General features: G+C 41.6%; 15 protein-coding genes and 1 pseudogene. 8 read left to right on the forward strand and 8 right to left on the reverse strand.

Going from position 1 to position 16,397, the window contains the following annotated elements; all coding sequences use genetic code 11:
* Positions 1-93 precede the first annotated feature (93 nt).
* Positions 94-543, reverse strand: coding sequence for an SRPBCC family protein (locus V7L20_RS23600; RefSeq protein ID WP_334746417.1), 450 nt, complete (start codon positions 541-543; stop codon positions 94-96).
* Between the two features lie 199 nt (positions 544-742).
* Here V7L20_RS23600 and V7L20_RS23605 point away from each other — a divergent pair, with 199 nt between their 5' ends.
* Positions 743-2,395 carry a mechanosensitive ion channel gene (locus V7L20_RS23605; protein WP_334746418.1) on the forward strand — a complete coding sequence of 551 codons (1,653 nt, stop codon included), beginning with the start codon at positions 743-745 and terminating at the stop codon, positions 2,393-2,395.
* Between the two features lie 498 nt (positions 2,396-2,893).
* Here the strand turns inward: V7L20_RS23605 and V7L20_RS23610 are convergent, their stop codons facing one another.
* From V7L20_RS23610 to V7L20_RS23620, 3 genes are all read right to left on the reverse strand, one after another.
* Positions 2,894-3,763: an alpha/beta hydrolase gene (locus tag V7L20_RS23610; protein WP_334746419.1), complete on the reverse strand. Its 870-nt coding sequence runs from the start codon at positions 3,761-3,763 to the stop codon at positions 2,894-2,896.
* Positions 3,764-3,879: 116 nt separating this feature from the next.
* Entirely contained in the window at positions 3,880-4,176 is a 297-nt protein-coding gene (locus V7L20_RS23615) for a hypothetical protein (protein WP_334746420.1), read from the reverse strand.
* Positions 4,177-4,517: 341 nt separating this feature from the next.
* A complete protein-coding gene (locus V7L20_RS23620; RefSeq protein ID WP_334746421.1) occupies positions 4,518-6,137 on the reverse strand; it encodes a hypothetical protein in 1,620 nt (539 codons plus the stop codon).
* 88 nt (positions 6,138-6,225) lie between these two features.
* On the opposite strand from V7L20_RS23620, the gene V7L20_RS23625 reads away from it, so the two are divergent.
* A complete protein-coding gene (locus tag V7L20_RS23625) occupies positions 6,226-9,534 on the forward strand; it encodes an alpha-mannosidase (protein ID WP_334746422.1) in 3,309 nt (1,102 codons plus the stop codon).
* Between the two features lie 65 nt (positions 9,535-9,599).
* Here V7L20_RS23625 and psbN read toward each other — a convergent pair whose 3' ends face one another.
* The gene (gene psbN, locus V7L20_RS23630; RefSeq protein WP_109011889.1) at positions 9,600-9,731 is read right to left on the reverse strand and encodes a photosystem II reaction center protein PsbN; all 132 of its coding nucleotides are present in this window, start codon (positions 9,729-9,731) and stop codon (positions 9,600-9,602) included.
* An 85-nt stretch (positions 9,732-9,816) separates the two neighbouring features.
* On the opposite strand from psbN, the gene psbH reads away from it, so the two are divergent.
* The 5 genes and pseudogenes from psbH to pth all read left to right on the forward strand — a co-directional run bounded on the left by psbH (position 9,817) and on the right by pth (position 12,528).
* Positions 9,817-10,020 carry a photosystem II reaction center phosphoprotein PsbH gene (psbH, locus tag V7L20_RS23635; protein WP_334746423.1) on the forward strand — a complete coding sequence of 68 codons (204 nt, stop codon included), beginning with the start codon at positions 9,817-9,819 and terminating at the stop codon, positions 10,018-10,020.
* A 177-nt stretch (positions 10,021-10,197) separates the two neighbouring features.
* A complete protein-coding gene (locus V7L20_RS23640) occupies positions 10,198-10,524 on the forward strand; it encodes a hypothetical protein (protein ID WP_334746424.1) in 327 nt (108 codons plus the stop codon).
* Positions 10,514-11,350 (forward strand): annotated as a pseudogene (locus V7L20_RS23645) (Rpn family recombination-promoting nuclease/putative transposase). The gene V7L20_RS23640 and the pseudogene V7L20_RS23645 overlap by 11 nt, the downstream one beginning before the upstream one ends.
* Before the next feature lie 48 nt (positions 11,351-11,398).
* The gene (locus tag V7L20_RS23650; RefSeq protein ID WP_334746425.1) at positions 11,399-11,671 is read left to right on the forward strand and encodes a TatA/E family twin arginine-targeting protein translocase; all 273 of its coding nucleotides are present in this window, start codon (positions 11,399-11,401) and stop codon (positions 11,669-11,671) included.
* 215 nt (positions 11,672-11,886) lie between these two features.
* On the forward strand, positions 11,887-12,528 hold the full coding sequence (gene pth / locus V7L20_RS23655; protein ID WP_334746426.1) for an aminoacyl-tRNA hydrolase: 642 nt from the start codon (positions 11,887-11,889) through the stop codon (positions 12,526-12,528).
* Positions 12,529-12,803: 275 nt separating this feature from the next.
* Here pth and rpsU read toward each other — a convergent pair whose 3' ends face one another.
* The gene (gene rpsU / locus V7L20_RS23660; RefSeq protein ID WP_334746653.1) at positions 12,804-12,983 is read right to left on the reverse strand and encodes a 30S ribosomal protein S21; all 180 of its coding nucleotides are present in this window, start codon (positions 12,981-12,983) and stop codon (positions 12,804-12,806) included.
* Between the two features lie 850 nt (positions 12,984-13,833).
* Between rpsU and V7L20_RS23665 the strand changes: the two genes are divergently transcribed.
* A complete protein-coding gene (locus V7L20_RS23665; protein ID WP_334746427.1) occupies positions 13,834-14,676 on the forward strand; it encodes an SPFH domain-containing protein in 843 nt (280 codons plus the stop codon).
* Here V7L20_RS23665 and folP read toward each other — a convergent pair.
* Positions 14,673-15,533: a dihydropteroate synthase gene (gene folP / locus V7L20_RS23670; RefSeq protein ID WP_334746428.1), complete on the reverse strand. Its 861-nt coding sequence runs from the start codon at positions 15,531-15,533 to the stop codon at positions 14,673-14,675. The genes V7L20_RS23665 and folP overlap by 4 nt on opposite strands.
* Before the next feature lie 53 nt (positions 15,534-15,586).
* Positions 15,587-16,318 carry a triose-phosphate isomerase gene (gene tpiA / locus V7L20_RS23675; protein ID WP_334746654.1) on the reverse strand — a complete coding sequence of 244 codons (732 nt, stop codon included), beginning with the start codon at positions 16,316-16,318 and terminating at the stop codon, positions 15,587-15,589.
* Positions 16,319-16,397 lie beyond the last annotated feature (79 nt).

Genomic DNA, 16,397 nt, shown 5'->3' on the forward strand with positions numbered 1-16,397 from the left:
AACGTTAGCTCTTAAGGGGCTGGGGGTTAGGTTAGAGAGAAAGTTGCACACCGCGTGAATTACGAATTACTTAGCGTAGCAAGGCGTAGCCCATTACGAATTATTTTGTTCTTCTGCTACTCGTTTGAGGCGGCGTAGCTGGGATTGCATATCTTCTTTTGTCCAAGATGCGGCAAAGGTGTTGAAACCCCAACTAATTAAGGGGTTAGGGATATCGTACTCAAAGCGGTTGAGTAGAAGTGTTCCTTTTTCTATGGGTTGACATTCCCAGCGATCGCGCCCATGAAAAAATCCCTGAAATTCCCAAACTACCAAACCCGGTTGTCGTTCTACAACTACGCTATTCAACGTGGGTTTCAGTAGAGGAATTTGAATGATAAAACGACTTTCACTACCAACATCAGTACTCCAAGTTTCACCCACAGGTTCGCAACGGAGAACAGGGTTGAGCCAGCGATGCATGAGAGCTAAATCGCTAATACAGCGCTCCACTACCGTAGCTGTGGCATTAATTTGAATCGATTGTTCCAAAACTTGAGACATTTTATATCTCTGATGCTGTTGCTGCAATTAGAGTAACGCAAAATTCAGCACTGTCAGTAGATTAAATCAAATATTAGTAACAAAGTCAAAAACTACTCTTGATATCAATGGCATAAATGTATGTTTTTACTGGTAAATTGATATGCAAAACACTTACTCAGTGTTTGCGGCGAATACTTAAGCTTAATTCCCAACAACCATGAACACAACTTGGCAAGGAATAACCCAGGTGATAGGAGTTGCTTTGTCCACGAGGGTGCAGCAATTTTTGGCACAATCGCCCAACCTGCAACTGACACAACCAGCAGTGAATCAAGGAATCTTTGATGTGCAAGGTATTGTTCAACAGTTGATTCTGTTCATACCCCGTCTGCTGGGGGCAGTGGCAATTTTATTAGTAGGTTTGCTAATTGCCTTCGGCGTAGCCGCACTGACGCGAGGAATCCTCAATCGCACAAATATAGATAACCGCATTGCTGCCGGGGTAACGGGTCGTCAAGATGTTCCGCAAGTGGAGAAATTAATCTCTAGTTTAGTCTTTTGGAGCATTATTCTGTTGACGGCAGTAGCTGTTTTACAGGCATTGGATCTGGAGGTAGCGTCTCGACCCCTGAATAATTTTCTCAATCAACTTATTGGCTTTTTGCCAAAGTTGGTTGGTGCGGGAATCCTTTTAGTAACTGCCTGGTTTTTGGCGACCATTGTGAAGATTATCACTGTGCGTTCATTACAGGCATTTAATCTAGATGAGCGTTTGAATCCAGAACCAGAAGACAGGACACCCAGCCTTAATCAGCTGTCTCTGAGTGAGACGATTGGCAATGCTCTGTATTGGTTTATATTTTTACTGTTTCTCGCCCCAGTTTTGGATACTCTTGAACTCAGGCAGGCTCTACAACCAGTACAAGCTCTCATTACAGAAGTTCTGCTAATTCTGCCGAACATTCTAGCGGCGGTGCTAATTGCTGTAGTTGGTTGGTTCATAGCTAATGTGGTGCGGCGGATTGTAACAAACTTGCTGGCGACAACTGGTATCGACCATTTAGGTAGTCGTTTGGGATTATCTGCGGCTGCGGGGGTGCAACCTCTATCGAATATTATCGGTACAATTATCTATGTTTTGATTTTGATTCCTGTGGCGATCGCAGCACTGAATGCTTTGCGAATTGATGCAATATCTGTGCCTGCGATCGCAATGCTGCAACAGGTTCTCAACGCCCTCCCTGCCATCTTTACAGCCGTGGCAATTTTGATTGTTGCCTATTTCGTGGGGCGGTTTATTGCGGACTTGGTTACAAGTATCCTCACCAATTTAGGATTTAATAACATTTTCACTATTTTGGGTCTGACAACACCTAACAGACGAATCCTCGTTTCAACAGAATCAACAACCCCCCCGATTCCAACCCGCACACCATCGGAAATTGTAGGTATTGTTGCCTTAGTGGGTATCATGCTGTTTGCAACGGTGGCGGCGGTGAATATCTTGAATATTCCAGCCCTGACAGCATTAGTGTCTGGGATTGTAATCATATTCGGGCGGATTTTGGCAGGATTGGTGATATTTGCTATTGGTTTATTCTTGGCAAATCTGGCTTTTAACATCATTACCAGTTCTGGCGACCGTCAAGCCCAGATTTTGGGACAAGTGGCGCGGATTGCCATTATTACCTTAGTCTCGGCAATGGCACTGCAACAGATTGGAGTTGCCAGTGATATTGTGAATTTAGCTTTTGGACTTTTACTAGGTGCGATCGCAGTTGCTATTGCCCTAGCCTTTGGTCTTGGGGGGCGCGATATTGCCCGTGAGCAAGTTCAAGAATGGCTAAACTCTTTCAAGGGTAGAAACTAATTCCTTTGTGACATCTCCCACCACTAAGTAGGTTGGCGAATTATCGTTGGAATAAGGCAGGGGGCAGGGGGAAAAAGAGTTTAAGCCTTGTTTACTTTTCTTCAGACAGTTTGGTTTTATTGTACCGACTTACTTAAATCCTACGGTGTACACACAAGTCTCTTGACCTGCACCCTTGTTGCATCAAGCTACACCTTTGTTGTATTGACTTGCACCTTTGTTGCATCGAACTGCATTTTTATTGTATTAACCTGCACCTTTGTTGTATTGACTTGCACCTTTGTTGCATCAAACTACACTTTTATTGCATTAAACTGCACCTTTGTTGCATCAAGCTTTTTTTAACTTGTGTGTACACCGTAGCCTTATAAAGCAGAAGTAAGCTAGATACAGAAGAAGTTTGGCATTTTATTTAATTGTCAAAAAAAGCTGCAAACCCTCTCCCTTGCTCTCAGCAATAACTACCCTCCTGTGGCCTGAATGTGCTTGCTTAAATGCTTAACAGCTTAGATGTCGCTCCAACCAATCTTCTAAATCAGCCAGTACCTCGCGGTAGTTTAGGTCACATTGAATTTCGTGATAGGCTCCTGGATACTCGATTCTCAGCTTATCTTTGCAGTTTACCCGTTGGTAAAAGATGTCACTTCCCGCAGGTAAAGCCACTCGGTCTGCACCACCGTGGAGAATCAACAATGGTAATTGCCAATCACCTGCATGAGCATTAATCCAATCAAGTGCTGTAAAAAATTCTGTAGCCAGACGGGCAGTAGCAAGGGTATGTCGCAGTGTATCCTGAGCGGATGCGGCTAAAACCTGCTGATCTCGTGAACCAGTACTCAGGTCAATGCCTGTATTCAGGCTAAAACGCGGCCATACCCGTGAGAGCATTTTTCCTAAAAGTAGCCGAATAGGTGAAACCCCAACTTTCCCCAAGCAAGGCGCTAGAGCGATCGCACCTTGCAAAACTGATGCTTGTTGAGGATGGTGCAGAATATAATCTAAGACAATTACCCCACCTAAACTATGACCCAAAACAAAAATTGGGCATCCAGGATTCTGAGTCTGAATTAACTGTAAAAAGGCTGCCAAATCTCCGCAAAACTCAGTCCAAGCGTTGATATAGCCTCGCTGACCTGATGAGCGTCCATGACCACGCAAATCTAAGCCGTAGACAGCATATTGTTTGGGTATTAAATGCTCAACTATATTATTGTAGCGATCGCTGTGCCCTCCGAGTCCATGCACAATGGTTAATATTGCCCGTACTTTACCCTTTGGATACCAGCTTTGATAATATAGGTCAAGTCCTCCAACACCCTGAAATCTGCCTTCTCTACGAGACACGATGCGATCGCTATGGTCAATCATCTGGTTAGTTTTTTACGTATTTTCCCAGTAAGCTACTAACATGTCAATTAATTATTAATAACCAACAGAAGCCAAATTGTTACGTTATTTCCTCAATCAAATGTTGTGATTAGGGTTTATTGCTCTAAAAAATTTGTAACTTTGAAATTTGATGTTCCTTCCCAACAGTGATTTAAAAATGCGCTTACCTGAGCATCTGCTGAGTCAGGCAATTCTTTAGAAGCGTTAAATTGCACTGCTGTCACAATGTATTCAAAAATAATTATAAACTGCCTTTTAGGTGAAATTCTTTCGATTACAATTGTTTCACCTATTTTAGGAATTTGAGGTACATTCACCACAAATGTTTCAATTTTCGGTTTATCTAGTGGATTTTTGAAATTGAAATATTTACAGTAAACAATAATTTTCACTTAGATAATCACCAATAACATTATAGATAATCTAAATCATTCTTCAATTTAATAATTGTAAATATTATAATATTTTTTTAAAAAATATCTACCTACTTATACAATTTATCCAAAACTCGGCTAAAATATGTAAATCTGTAAACCCAGATTAAATCTAATACCAATTCTGTATAATGATACGCCAAGTTATATTAGGAACGAACCGCAAAGGCGCAAAGGACACAAAGGAAGAAAGAAAATTTGGCGCAGCCTCACAAAGAAATGGTATAACGAATCTTAATTACGAATTACGTTAGCGAACGCGAGTGCGTCTTGTAAAGAGGAACAAGCGTCATTAAGAATTATTTACCCTGCCATAGTTGCCGTAAAGACTGGAAAATCTTTACAAATTTCTCTTCTAGCCAGAGCATAACATAATCAACCCATTCCAAAAGTTGCTCTAAGGGGTGCTTTTCGTAACCTGCTGAAGTTGCTTTGGTTTCTATCCAGTCTGGCTGCGCCTCAACTTGACTGCTTTGGTGAAATTGTTGGTGTAAAATTTCCCCTTTACAACTCTCATTTTTACTTTGGGAAATGCTAGTTCGAGTTTGTTTTGCAGAAGCAATTCTAGATGTTTTTTGACTTCTTCGCACTAAACCAGATCCAACTTTAGGTTGTTTTACAGTCAAATTATTTTGTGGAAAATGTGCTATTGATAAACTTGAGGCTAAAGCAGGATTTATCCTCCCACAAAGTGTAACTGGCTTTTGGGCAATGGTTTCGGTTTCGCCAAATAAATCATTCCATGTTAGCCAAGGATCATCTGTTAAATCCTGGTTCTCTGACTGAAAGTTTTTGGACAAGGACTTTCTCAGGCTTGATGATGATAGTTTACCTAGTAATTTATCATCACTGGTTATCGACTCAAGTGTTTTTCTATTCCCAACACCAAAAAAGTAATTAAGCGCTGCCTCAATCAAAGTCTGAAGATTGAGTGTATGAGTTTCTAAACCGTCAGCATTAGCTGTAATTTCTCCCCTACCAGCTAATTGCTCTTTGCCATAAAGAAATATATTTAATTGAGTTTGGGTAACTTTGACAATTTCCTGGCTACGTTCTTGCACAGGTAATAAAGCATTTGATTCCAACTTAGCAAAGGTTCTATCTATAAATGCTAATAATCTATCTGTATTGGGTAAATTTTTTGGTATTCCCTCGACTAAAACTAAATTGTTAGCTGTATTTCCATCAGTAAGTTTTGCTAATAAACTGTCAATTTGTGGTAATAGCTCCGTTTCCTTTTTAGCTATAGTCAACCGCCAGTACTTCCAGTAATTAGCAACTTCATTAATAATTCGGTCTTCTAATTTCGCCTGCTGTTGGGGCGTCAAAATATCTAGAATTTCATTGTCAGCAGTAACAAGTACTAAACGACGATCCATCAAATTTGTAGCAATTCCCTGCACTGCTGGAATATGCTGATTGAGAGCATTTTCTAGCTGTAAATGGTTGAAACTTATGGTCTGATTATCAATAATATTTGATAATTGAGTAATATTCCCATTATTTGTAGACTTATTCTTAGCGAACTTCAGCCGTAAAACTTCTAAGAAAGCCAAGGGTTTGAAAGGTTCAACTGTTTTTGCAGGAGTAGAAACGGCTTGATTAGATGATAGATAATTGACTGCCTCTAATACATGTTGAATGGGACTATCAACATTTGGAATTTCTGGTTGGAAATCGGTATCATTTGGTTGTAACTTTAGTTTAGTTTGTGGTTCTTTGCTCTGTAGCGTTTTCCCAGATGATTCAGATGAATGAAACAATAGATACACTGGGTAAAGTAGTACCTCCACACCCCACTTAGTAGCAACTTGCAAATGTCGGAAGGTGTGTTCCCACTGTTGTGTCACCCGCCGAGATTGCTGGTGGACAAAGTTAAATAGTCTGCTTTGATAACGACCAGAGGAACCAGAAGACATAGTAGTAATTTTTTAGTTCAAGTCTTGTATAAGTTGTGAGACTCGCGCCAAACAATAAAAACGACCAACACCTCATCTTAGCGAATATATGACCCCGACTGCCTTTCAATCCCAGACCAAAATCATCTCACAAGCAATTGAGCAACTGCGCTCTTTTTGTCAAGTTAATCTTCAGTCTACTTGGTTATCCCAGGAATCTGACCTGATTATTACTGATGTTGTAGCTGCTGATTTGTCTCATTGGCAACCTGTCCAGTTGAATGTTAAAGAGCATATCGCTTGGACAGGCGGGAAAAAAGTGCTATGGCTAGTGCAAAGATTGGTGGTTCCCCAAGATTTACACGGCTATTCCTTAGCTGGGTTATCTTTGCGGCTAGCGCTGGTTTGGTGGGCAGATTCTGCTGAGATTTATGTGAATGGGGAGTTAGTGCTGGAGGGTGATTTATTTGATTGTTTGCCTAGAGTGCTTCTGGGTCAAGGGGTGACGCCAGGGGAAGAGTTTATTGTGGCTTTGCGGTTAGTCAGTCCAGGACATTGTGATGGTGCTTTATTGCGATCGCTCCTAGTTTATGAGTCTACTGTTGATAATAATCCTGATCCGGGTTTTGTGGCTGATGAGTTAGCTGTAATGCAACTTTATTTGGAAAAATTTGCGCCGGAGAGGTTAGATGTTTTGGCGGCGATGGTAGGGGAGGTTACGAACCGCCAAGACGCCAAGGACACGGAGGAAGAGAAGGGATTGGTAAAGTCGTTTTTGTCTCTACGTCAAAATTTAATTCAATCTAAAATCCAAGTTGCCCTTCCAGCGTACCAAAGCTCTGACCCAAAATCTAAAATTTTCCTGTTGGGTCATGCTCATTTAGATTTAGCATGGCTATGGCCTATGAGTGAAACTTGGAATACGGCGCAAAACACTTTTGAGTCGGTTCTGAAGTTGCAAGAAGATTTTCCTGAGTTAATTTTCTGTCATTCAACTCCCGCACTTTATGCTTGGATTGAGGAACATCGCCCGGATTTATTTAGGGCAATTCAAGCACAGGTAGTCGCAGGACGTTGGGAAGTTGTTGGTGGAATGTGGGTGGAACCGGAACTCAACTTGATTGCTGGTGAATCAATAGTCCGTCAGCTATTGTATGGTCAACGCTACATCCAGGAAAAATTTGGTAAGCTTTCAACTGTGGTGTGGGTTCCAGATTCTTTTGGTTTTTGTGCCACTTTACCGCAGTTTTTTGCTAATGCTGGAATTGAGTATTTTGTCACCCAGAAATTGCGGTGGAATGATACTACTAAATTTGATTATGGGGCTTTTTGGTGGCGATCGCCTGACGGTAGCGAAATCTTTAGTTTGATGTCTGCACCTATCGGTGAAGCTATAGACCCAGTTAAAATGGCATCCTACGCTTTGGAATGGCAAACCCAAACTGGTTTAGCAGAATTTCTCTGGCTTCCCGGTGTCGGCGACCACGGCGGCGGCCCCACTCGTGATATGTTAGAAACCGCCCAACGCTGGCAAAAGTCACCTTTCTTCCCAGACTTAGAATTTACAACGGCTGAAAAGTATTTACAGCAAATCATAGAGACGCGATTCATTGCGTCTGTTAGTAATTATGATTCTCCCCCTTCCTTCCCCACCTGGAATAATGAACTATACTTTGAATTCCATCGCGGTTGCTATACTACACACGCAGATCAAAAACGCTGGAATCGTCGTTGTGAAAATTTATTGTATGAAGCTGAACTATTTGCTACTTTAGCAACTGTATGTGGTGTGACATATCCTAAAGCAGAAATCGAAGCAGCTTGGAAGCAGGTGTTATTTCAACAGTTTCATGATATTTTACCTGGTTCTTCAATTACCCAAGTTTACACAGATGCGTTGCCCCAGTGGCAGCAAGTGGAACAAATGGGAACGAAGATATTACAGGAATCACTTTTAGCGATCGCATCTCACATTACCCTATCAGAACCACCAAAACCTGATAGTTTGCCTATTTTCGTTTTCAATTCTCTCAATTGGCAACGCTCTGAGGTAGTCTCTGTAGCCTTACCCAAGCCAGAGGAATGGCAGATTTACGATACTTTTGGAAACCAGCTTGTCTCCCAATTATCTCAACCATCAACCCTACAATTTCTCGCCACCGAAATTCCACCCATAGGCTACCGCATATTTTGGCTTTCCCCCTCATCTTCGACCCTGCGGGAAGCTAAAGCTACATCCTCCTCATCTTCCTCATTCCCCCCACTGCTTGTAGACTGGATTTTAGAAAATGATTTCCTGCAAGTTGTTATAGATCCTGATACTGGAGATTTATCAAGTGTTTTTGATAAAACTTATCAACGAGAAGTTTTGAGTGGCGCGGGGAATCAACTACAAGCTTTTAAAGACAGTGGTCAATATTGGGATGCTTGGAATATAGACCCCAATTACGCTCAACATCCCTTACCCTCAACAAATCTTCTATCTATTCAGTGGTTAGAACAAGGCCCTGTGCAAAGCCGTGTGCGCGTAGTGCGTCAGTTGGGTGAATCGGAATTTTGCCAAGACTATATTCTGCAAGCTGGTTCACCTCTACTGAAAATAGCTACTACTGTCAACTGGCAAGAAAATCATGTATTAGTGAAAGCTGCTTTTCCTTTGAACATCGAAGCAGACTTTGCTACTTATGAAATTCCCTGTGGCGCAATTCGCCGTCCAACTAAACCGCAAACCCCCGCAGAACAAGCAAAATGGGAAGTCCCCGCCTTACGTTGGGCTGATTTAACAGCAGAAGACACAATCCAGAATCCCAGTTGCGCTGGAAGCGCACCAGAGGTGCGACCTAAAATCCAAAATCGTTATGGCGTTAGTTTGCTAAATGATTGTAAATACGGTTACGACAGCAAACCCAATCAACTCCGGTTGACACTTCTACGCAGTCCTAATTGGCCAGACTCAAAGGCTGACAGAGGTTTTCACGAGTTCACATATACCTTGTATCCTCATGCTGGTAGCTGGGAATCAGCCCATACAGTACAGCGTGGCTATGAATTGAATATACCGTTGCAAGTGATATTAAATCCCGTTAATCAAAACCCACAGAAAACTTCTCCCCTCTTTGTTAGTAAAGAGGGGTTGGGTGTGAGGTTCCTAGATTTATCAGCTGAAAATTTAATCTTGATGGCCTTCAAGCCATCTGAGGATGACCCACAGCAGTTAATTTTGCGGTGTTATGAATGTCACGGAGAAACAGCCGAGTTATCTTTGCAAAGTGATTTAGGCTTAAATTTAGGAGATAGAGTAGATCTATTAGAGCGTTCCTCTACTAATGAATTCTCATCTGGGCAACAAATCTTGACAATACAGCCTTGGAAAATCGCCAGTTTCAAGGTGATACCAGCGATTAATCCCAAGCTATAGTGAGCCACTATTGCTGTCTCAGTGGTCAGTTCTGGTTTTCCACAGACCATTGACAAATGACTATTTTAATCTTCGTGGTCATCAAACGGATCGTTCAATTGCTTGCTAGGAGGGCCAAAAGAGGTATAAATCGAAATTCCGGTGATGGCAATCACCACCGCAGCCACAGAAATGCTAAGAACTATTGCGGGTTCCATAATTGAGAGATTGATTATGAGTGCTATTCTTATAGAATATTACAGAAGATTAAAAAAAGCTTTGGCAAGTAATCTTAGGTGAACTATGGCACAAAGGACTAGGTTGGGAGATATCCTAAAACCACTTAACTCTGAGTATGGTAAAGTGGCTCCAGGTTGGGGTACTACCCCTGTGATGGCTGTTTTTATTGCGCTATTTTTCGTGTTTCTGCTAATTATTCTGCAACTTTACAATAAAACACTGTTGGTTCAGGATGTACTAGTCGATTGGCGGAGTTTAGGACGCTAATGAATACATAAAGTTATCTAATTTGGATAACAAGTTATGTTACACCCGGTTCTTCCGGGTTTTTTTATGAATTGCGATTTGCTACTGGACAAGAATTCAGTCTTTTTATATATGGTGGGGGACTCCGACGCTGGATGACTCGCTCTAAGCGTTGGCGCAGCCTCTGGTAGAGAAGCTATGCCGTTCGCGCAGCGTCTCGAAGAGAAGGCTTTACGCTGCGCTATCGCCGCGACCTATCGAAAAAATCTAAGTACAGCTTTGCGTAAAATCGTAACGTTTTTAATCCAAGGGGATGCATTGGCATTGTCTCCTGATGCATTAGCATTGTTACTCGATGCTAATGTATTGTCACCCAATGCATTAGCATTGTCACCTAATGCATTGGTATTGTTACTCGATGCATTAGCGTTGTTACCCGATGCATTGGCATTGATTTTATTAAAGAACAATTCAAAGCAAAAAAGTATGTTCGCTACGTTGATGATTTTGCTCTATGTCTTTTGACAACCTCTGCAAACTTTTATCCGAAAAACATCCTGCTACCTTTGCCAGTTGAGTATTAGGTACACCGCAAAGTGCAGTTACAGTCCTCAAAACCGAATTGAGTATTGAACCAATTCGCGCTGATTATGTCACATTCCTACAACTACAAGAACGCATTCTCCACCTGGAATTTCAAACTAAGCTGGAATCCACACCACCCCTACCTCTGCGGATGCTTGATTATTGGGTCAGATTGTATCGGTTGTATCGTCTACCAATCACGCAAGTTGTCGTATTATTGCTTCCTTCTACACCAGAGACAATAATTGAAACTGTCTTCAATGTTGAAACCACTCGTCACGAATATCGCGTAATTTGCTTATGGCAAGAAAATCCTGAACTATTCCTCAATAACCAGGCTTTGTTACCCTTAGCACCACTAACAGCAACCACCCAACCCCAAGCTTTGTTGCAACAAGTAGTCCAACAACTGAATCAACTTGAGCCAAGAGAACGACTAGAAATTTCTACTTACACTCAAATCTTAGCGGGGTTAAAATACGAAAAGGACTTGATTCGACAATTGTTTCGGGAGGGTATAATGCGCGAATCAGTGATTTATCAAGAAATTCTCGCTGAAGGAGAACAACGAGCGCAACAACGCGAACGATCGCTCATTGTTCGTCTACTAACTCGGCGCGTAGGAGAATTACCCCAAGAGGTGCGTGAGCGAATTGAAACTCTCGACTTAGAGCAATTAGAAAATCTTGGTGAAGCTTTGTTAGATTTTCAGGTGAGTGCAGATTTAGAAACTTGGTTTAATACATTACAGCAAAAGGGCGAATAATAATATGTGAGTCTATGTAGTGATTTTAGAAGTTACAGGAGATAAAAAATGAATATATTTGGTATCGGTCTGCCGGAAATGGCTGTAATTATGGTAGTAGCACTATTAATCTTTGGCCCCAAGAAGCTACCAGAGATTGGTCGGAGTGTGGGCAAAACAATTCGTAGTTTCCAAGAAGCTTCTAAGGACTTTCAAAACGAGTTTCAAAAAGAAGCAGAACAGTTAGAAGAAGCTGTAAAAACTACTGCTGAATTGGAACCTAAGCAAATCCATGCTGCTAAATCTGAGCCGGATACCGCGAGTTCTTCCCAACCTAGCTAGTACCGCTACGCAAAACTTAAAAGTCAAAAGGAGCCAGTGCGTTGCGCGGGTTAAGAGCGTTGTTTGCGCAAGGTCTCTCTTTAGGAGAAGCAACTGGCTCTCAAAAGTCAAAAGTCACAAATGCTTTAATTGTGGGCTTTTTGGCTGTAATGAAATAGTAGGTTTATTTCCGCTTTTACTAGGAGAATGCTAAATATCAATTGATTATAGGCAAGATGACAGAAGCTGTTACGCAACCAGCTTTGGTGATTCCCCAGCTAATTGTTGGGTTAGGGAATCCAGAAAGCAAGTACGACCAAACACGCCATAATATTGGCTTTGTAGCTGTAGAAAGTCTTTCCCGTTCTTGGCGCATTCCTTTATCAGAAAACCGCAAGTTTCAGGGTGAGTATGGCGAGGGTATAGCCCCAGGTGGAGGTAAGATTCGCTTGCTAAAGCCGTTAACTTATATGAATCGCTCAGGACAAGCAATACAAGCGGTAACAAGTTGGTATAAATTGCCGCCTGAATCAGTGCTAGTAATTTATGACGAGATGGATTTGCCCTTGGGAAAAACTCGTCTGCGCTTATCTGGTTCGGCTGGGGGACATAACGGCATGAAAAGTGCGATCGCACATCTTAGTACCCAAAATTTTCCCCGTTTGCGAATCGGCATTGGTAAACCTAAAGGTGGAGCTAATAACGATGATTCTGATGCTGTTTCTCATGTGCTAGGACGATTTTCTGCGCCCGAAAATCAGCAGATGTCTCTTGTACTTCAGTTTGTGATTGAGTGTATTGAACTAAGCCTCAAGCAGGGGGTAGAAAAGGCGATGAATGTTTGTAATAGCCGTACCATTAATAATTCTGAGTCTTAGCGTTAGATGAATACTACCTTGTAAGTTTGGCAAAGGCGCTTATTTTAGTTGATGGACAGCTATTTTAGCTTTTTCCATTCAACTAAGATAAAGCCTTAATGCCTTCTGTACATAGCAAAAGTGACTCATCTGCACTCTAAATGGAGGTGCGGCATAGTTTGCTTAATTTTTGTAAGAATAATGGCGATGTATACGACGGGCTAGGACTACGTGCAGTTACCTGTTTGAGGTTGAGGTCATAACCTCAAGAAACGCCAGTTTCACATCAAATAGGTTTATTTAAAACGTCTTGTGCGTCTAGCTGCCACTGCCTTACGTTTGCGTTTTTCAATCGGTGTTTCAAAGTGCCGATGATATTTCACATCAGCTAATATCCCAGCTTTGGAAACCTGACGTTTAAATCGACGCAAAGCTGAGTCTATTCCTTCGTTCTCTCCTATAACCACCTGGGTCATTCTTGCTTGTTCCTCATCATCAATAGTTTCCATTCTAATATTACCCTCAACCTTAGTAAAATCCCCCTGAGCTAAAGTCATGATTAAGAGGCTATGCGTCCGGTTGAGGGGGGTTACATGTACTTCTGTCTCGTGAAATCGGTACTTAACTCAAAGTTAATCTAAGTGCCCTAATGCACTCTTAGAAGCAGTAGAGATGATGGGAAAATTATTATGCTAAATTTTGATGGCTGTACTATGAACTGGCGAATAATGTAGTATTAGCTACGAATAAATATGGTAAAATATAATTATATATATATATTTTAAAAGTTGATTATGCCTTGATTAAACAATTCATATCAGGCTACTAATCCAGCGAAAGCAACAAATAAATTCCATAGGCTAGTTGATCTGAAAATTACTCTACCATTGAATAAAATTAGTACTCTGCCAATCCCTAACAAAACCTCTCTAAAATTACTAGCTTCTGTACAAAATTTTTATATTTTTAACGGTGAAGCCAATTTTAATCGGATTATACTAAAGTTTTTAAATTTTACTAAATTTACTTTAATTAATCTATGTAAATATACTGAGTTAAAGTCCCAGATGTCTGAAGATGTTAGTACAAGTAATGTTGATTACATAAAATAGTCCTTGCCAGCGTTTTATCAAGGTGCTTTAATAGCGATCGCATTCTGCAAACAGCCTACTTACAGAATATGTACAAGACGCGCAGCGATTCGACATCAGACATCGCTGCTGGTGTTCATAAAATTATCGACTCAAAACATTAAACTCAAAGATATGACAAGCGATTAGCATATCCTTGACACTAAATTCTCCCAAAAGCTGAATAGGAGTATATATGGAGCCAATCATTTTTATAGTTTTAGTGCTTATAGGTTACGCCTTAGGTTCTGCAAAACTGATTAATCAAGGTAATGAAGCCCTAGTCGAACGCCTGGGGCAGTATCATCGGAAACTTAAACCTGGGCTGAACTTTATTGTTCCCTTGGTAGATCAGGTTGTAATGGAAGATACCACGCGAGAGCAAATTTTAGACATCAAGCCTCAGAATGTGATTACCCAAGATAATATTTCTGTGGAAGTGGACGCTATTGTATACTGGCGCATTAAAGATATTGTGAAAAGCTTTTATGAAATTGAGGATCTTCAAGCAGCATTGACACAGGTGACTACAACCACGCTCCGGGAAATCATTGCCCAGAACACTCTGGAGCAGACCAATGTCTCTAGGGTGGAGATGCACACAGCTCTGTTACTCGAGTTGAATAATATAACGAAAGATTGGGGAGTTGAGATTCTTCGGTTAGACCTTCAGAGAATTACCTTACCTGAGAGTGTACGAAAGTCTAGGGAAGAGGAGCAAGCTGCTGTAATCAAAAAACGGGCGCTGATTACTGAAGCAGAAGGAGAAAAGGAAGCTGCCATTAAAAAAGCAGAAGGAACTATGGCTTCAGTGCAAATCATTTCTCAAGCCCTCCGTTCCAATCCAGATACTAGGGACATTTTGCGATATCTTGTAGCTCAAGATTACGTAGATGCTAGCCAAAAACTTGGTGAGAGCAACAATGCCAAAATTGTCTTTATAGACCCAGCCAACTCAAGTGAAATGTTTCATGAGTTGATCGGCCACCCAGAAAATCCAGAAGGTAACGGCAAAAAATCCGAAAACGGTAATACCTAACAATCACCCTGTGCGGCTTGTCTCAATAAGGCATCAGCTACTAGTGAAACATCACGCATTTCTTGAACATCGTGAACTCGGAGGATATCAGCGCCATTAAAAATAGCAGCACAACAAGCTGCTGCCGTTCCCCAAACTCGTGCTTTGGCATCTGGTTGATTTAAAATGCGACCAATGAAACTTTTACGAGATGCTCCTACCAAGATAGGACAGTTGAGTGTTGTGAGCGATCGCAAGCGGCGAAAAATCTCTAGATTTTGCTCATAGTTCTTAGCAAAGCCAATACCAGGATCAATAATAATTTTATCCCGATCAATGCCTACAGAAGTTGCTACCTCAATTTGCCTTGCCAAAAAACTATAAATTTCTTTGAGCAAATCTTGATAATCAGTCTGTTGCTGCATTGTCTGTGGTGTTCCCCGGATGTGCATTAAAATAATCGGCACACCTAACTCTGCAACTGTTGATAACATTTCTGAGTCAAAAGTGCCGCCAGAAATATCATTGATAATATCCGCTCCAGCTTCTACAGATGCCCTGGCTACAGTAGCACGGGTAGTATCTATAGAAATCGGGACTGAAATTTCTGGTCTTAGCACCTGTAACACCGATAACACCCGGTCAAGTTCCTCTGCCAGAGTTATTTGCTTTGCTCCTGGTCGAGTTGATTGACCGCCTACATCGATAATGTCAGCACCAGCAGCCACCATTGCTTGCGCCTGTACTAAAGCAGCAGAGGTAGTGTTAAACTCACCCCCATCACTAAAGCTATCAGGCGTTACATTCAAAATCCCCATTAAATAAGTCCACTGTCCCCACTCGAAACAGCGTCCTCGAATTATCAAGTTGCTTGGCATAAATCTACTATTAGGCATTCCCATGCAGAGCATGGGAACGAGAAGAAAGCACATCACAGTGACTGAAAATTCACAATTCGAGCGAAACTCTCAGCTTCCAGACTTGCTCCTCCGACTAAAACACCATCAATTTCTGGTTGAGCCATGATCTCATCAATATTATTCGGCTTAACTGAGCCACCATATTGAATTGATACATTTGGATTACTCAACTGGCTACGAATTAAGCCAATTATCCGATTCGCCTCCGTTACTTCACAAGTATCACCAGTACCAATCGCCCAAATCGGTTCGTAGGCAATCACCAAATTATCCTGATCAATATCTACCAAGCCTTTGTCGAGTTGGAGAGAAATCAGTGATTCAGTTTCTCCGGCATCTCGTTGTTGTTTAGTTTCGCCAACACAGAGAATAGGGGTCAAACCAAACCTTTGAGCAGTTCGGAGGCGTAGATTAACGGTTGCGTCCGTTTCACAAAAGAATTGCCGTCGTTCGCTATGACCGACAATCACAAAGCGCACACCAAGTTCTGTCAGCATTGGGCCAGAAATCTCACCCGTGTAGGCTCCATATTCTTCCCAATGGACATTTTGTGCCCCCAGTTGGATGAGGCTACCGTGCAAACTCTTAGACAAAACACTTAAATCAGTGAACGGAGGGCACAATATCACTTCTCGCCCTTGAGGGGTTTGCTCTAAGTGGGGCAGAAATCCTTGTAAAAACTCCTGGGTCTCTGCCTGGGTTTTGTACATTTTCCAGTTGCCGGCAATAACGATTTTCCGCACAGTTAATTTAGTCAAGATCCTAACGAGTTATTTAGATGCATTTTTCAGTTTATGACTTTTTGTTAGTCATTGGGCATTG

It is taken from the genome of Nostoc sp., from assembly GCF_036916735.1.
Lineage (GTDB): Bacteria > Cyanobacteriota > Cyanobacteriia > Cyanobacteriales > Nostocaceae > Nostoc.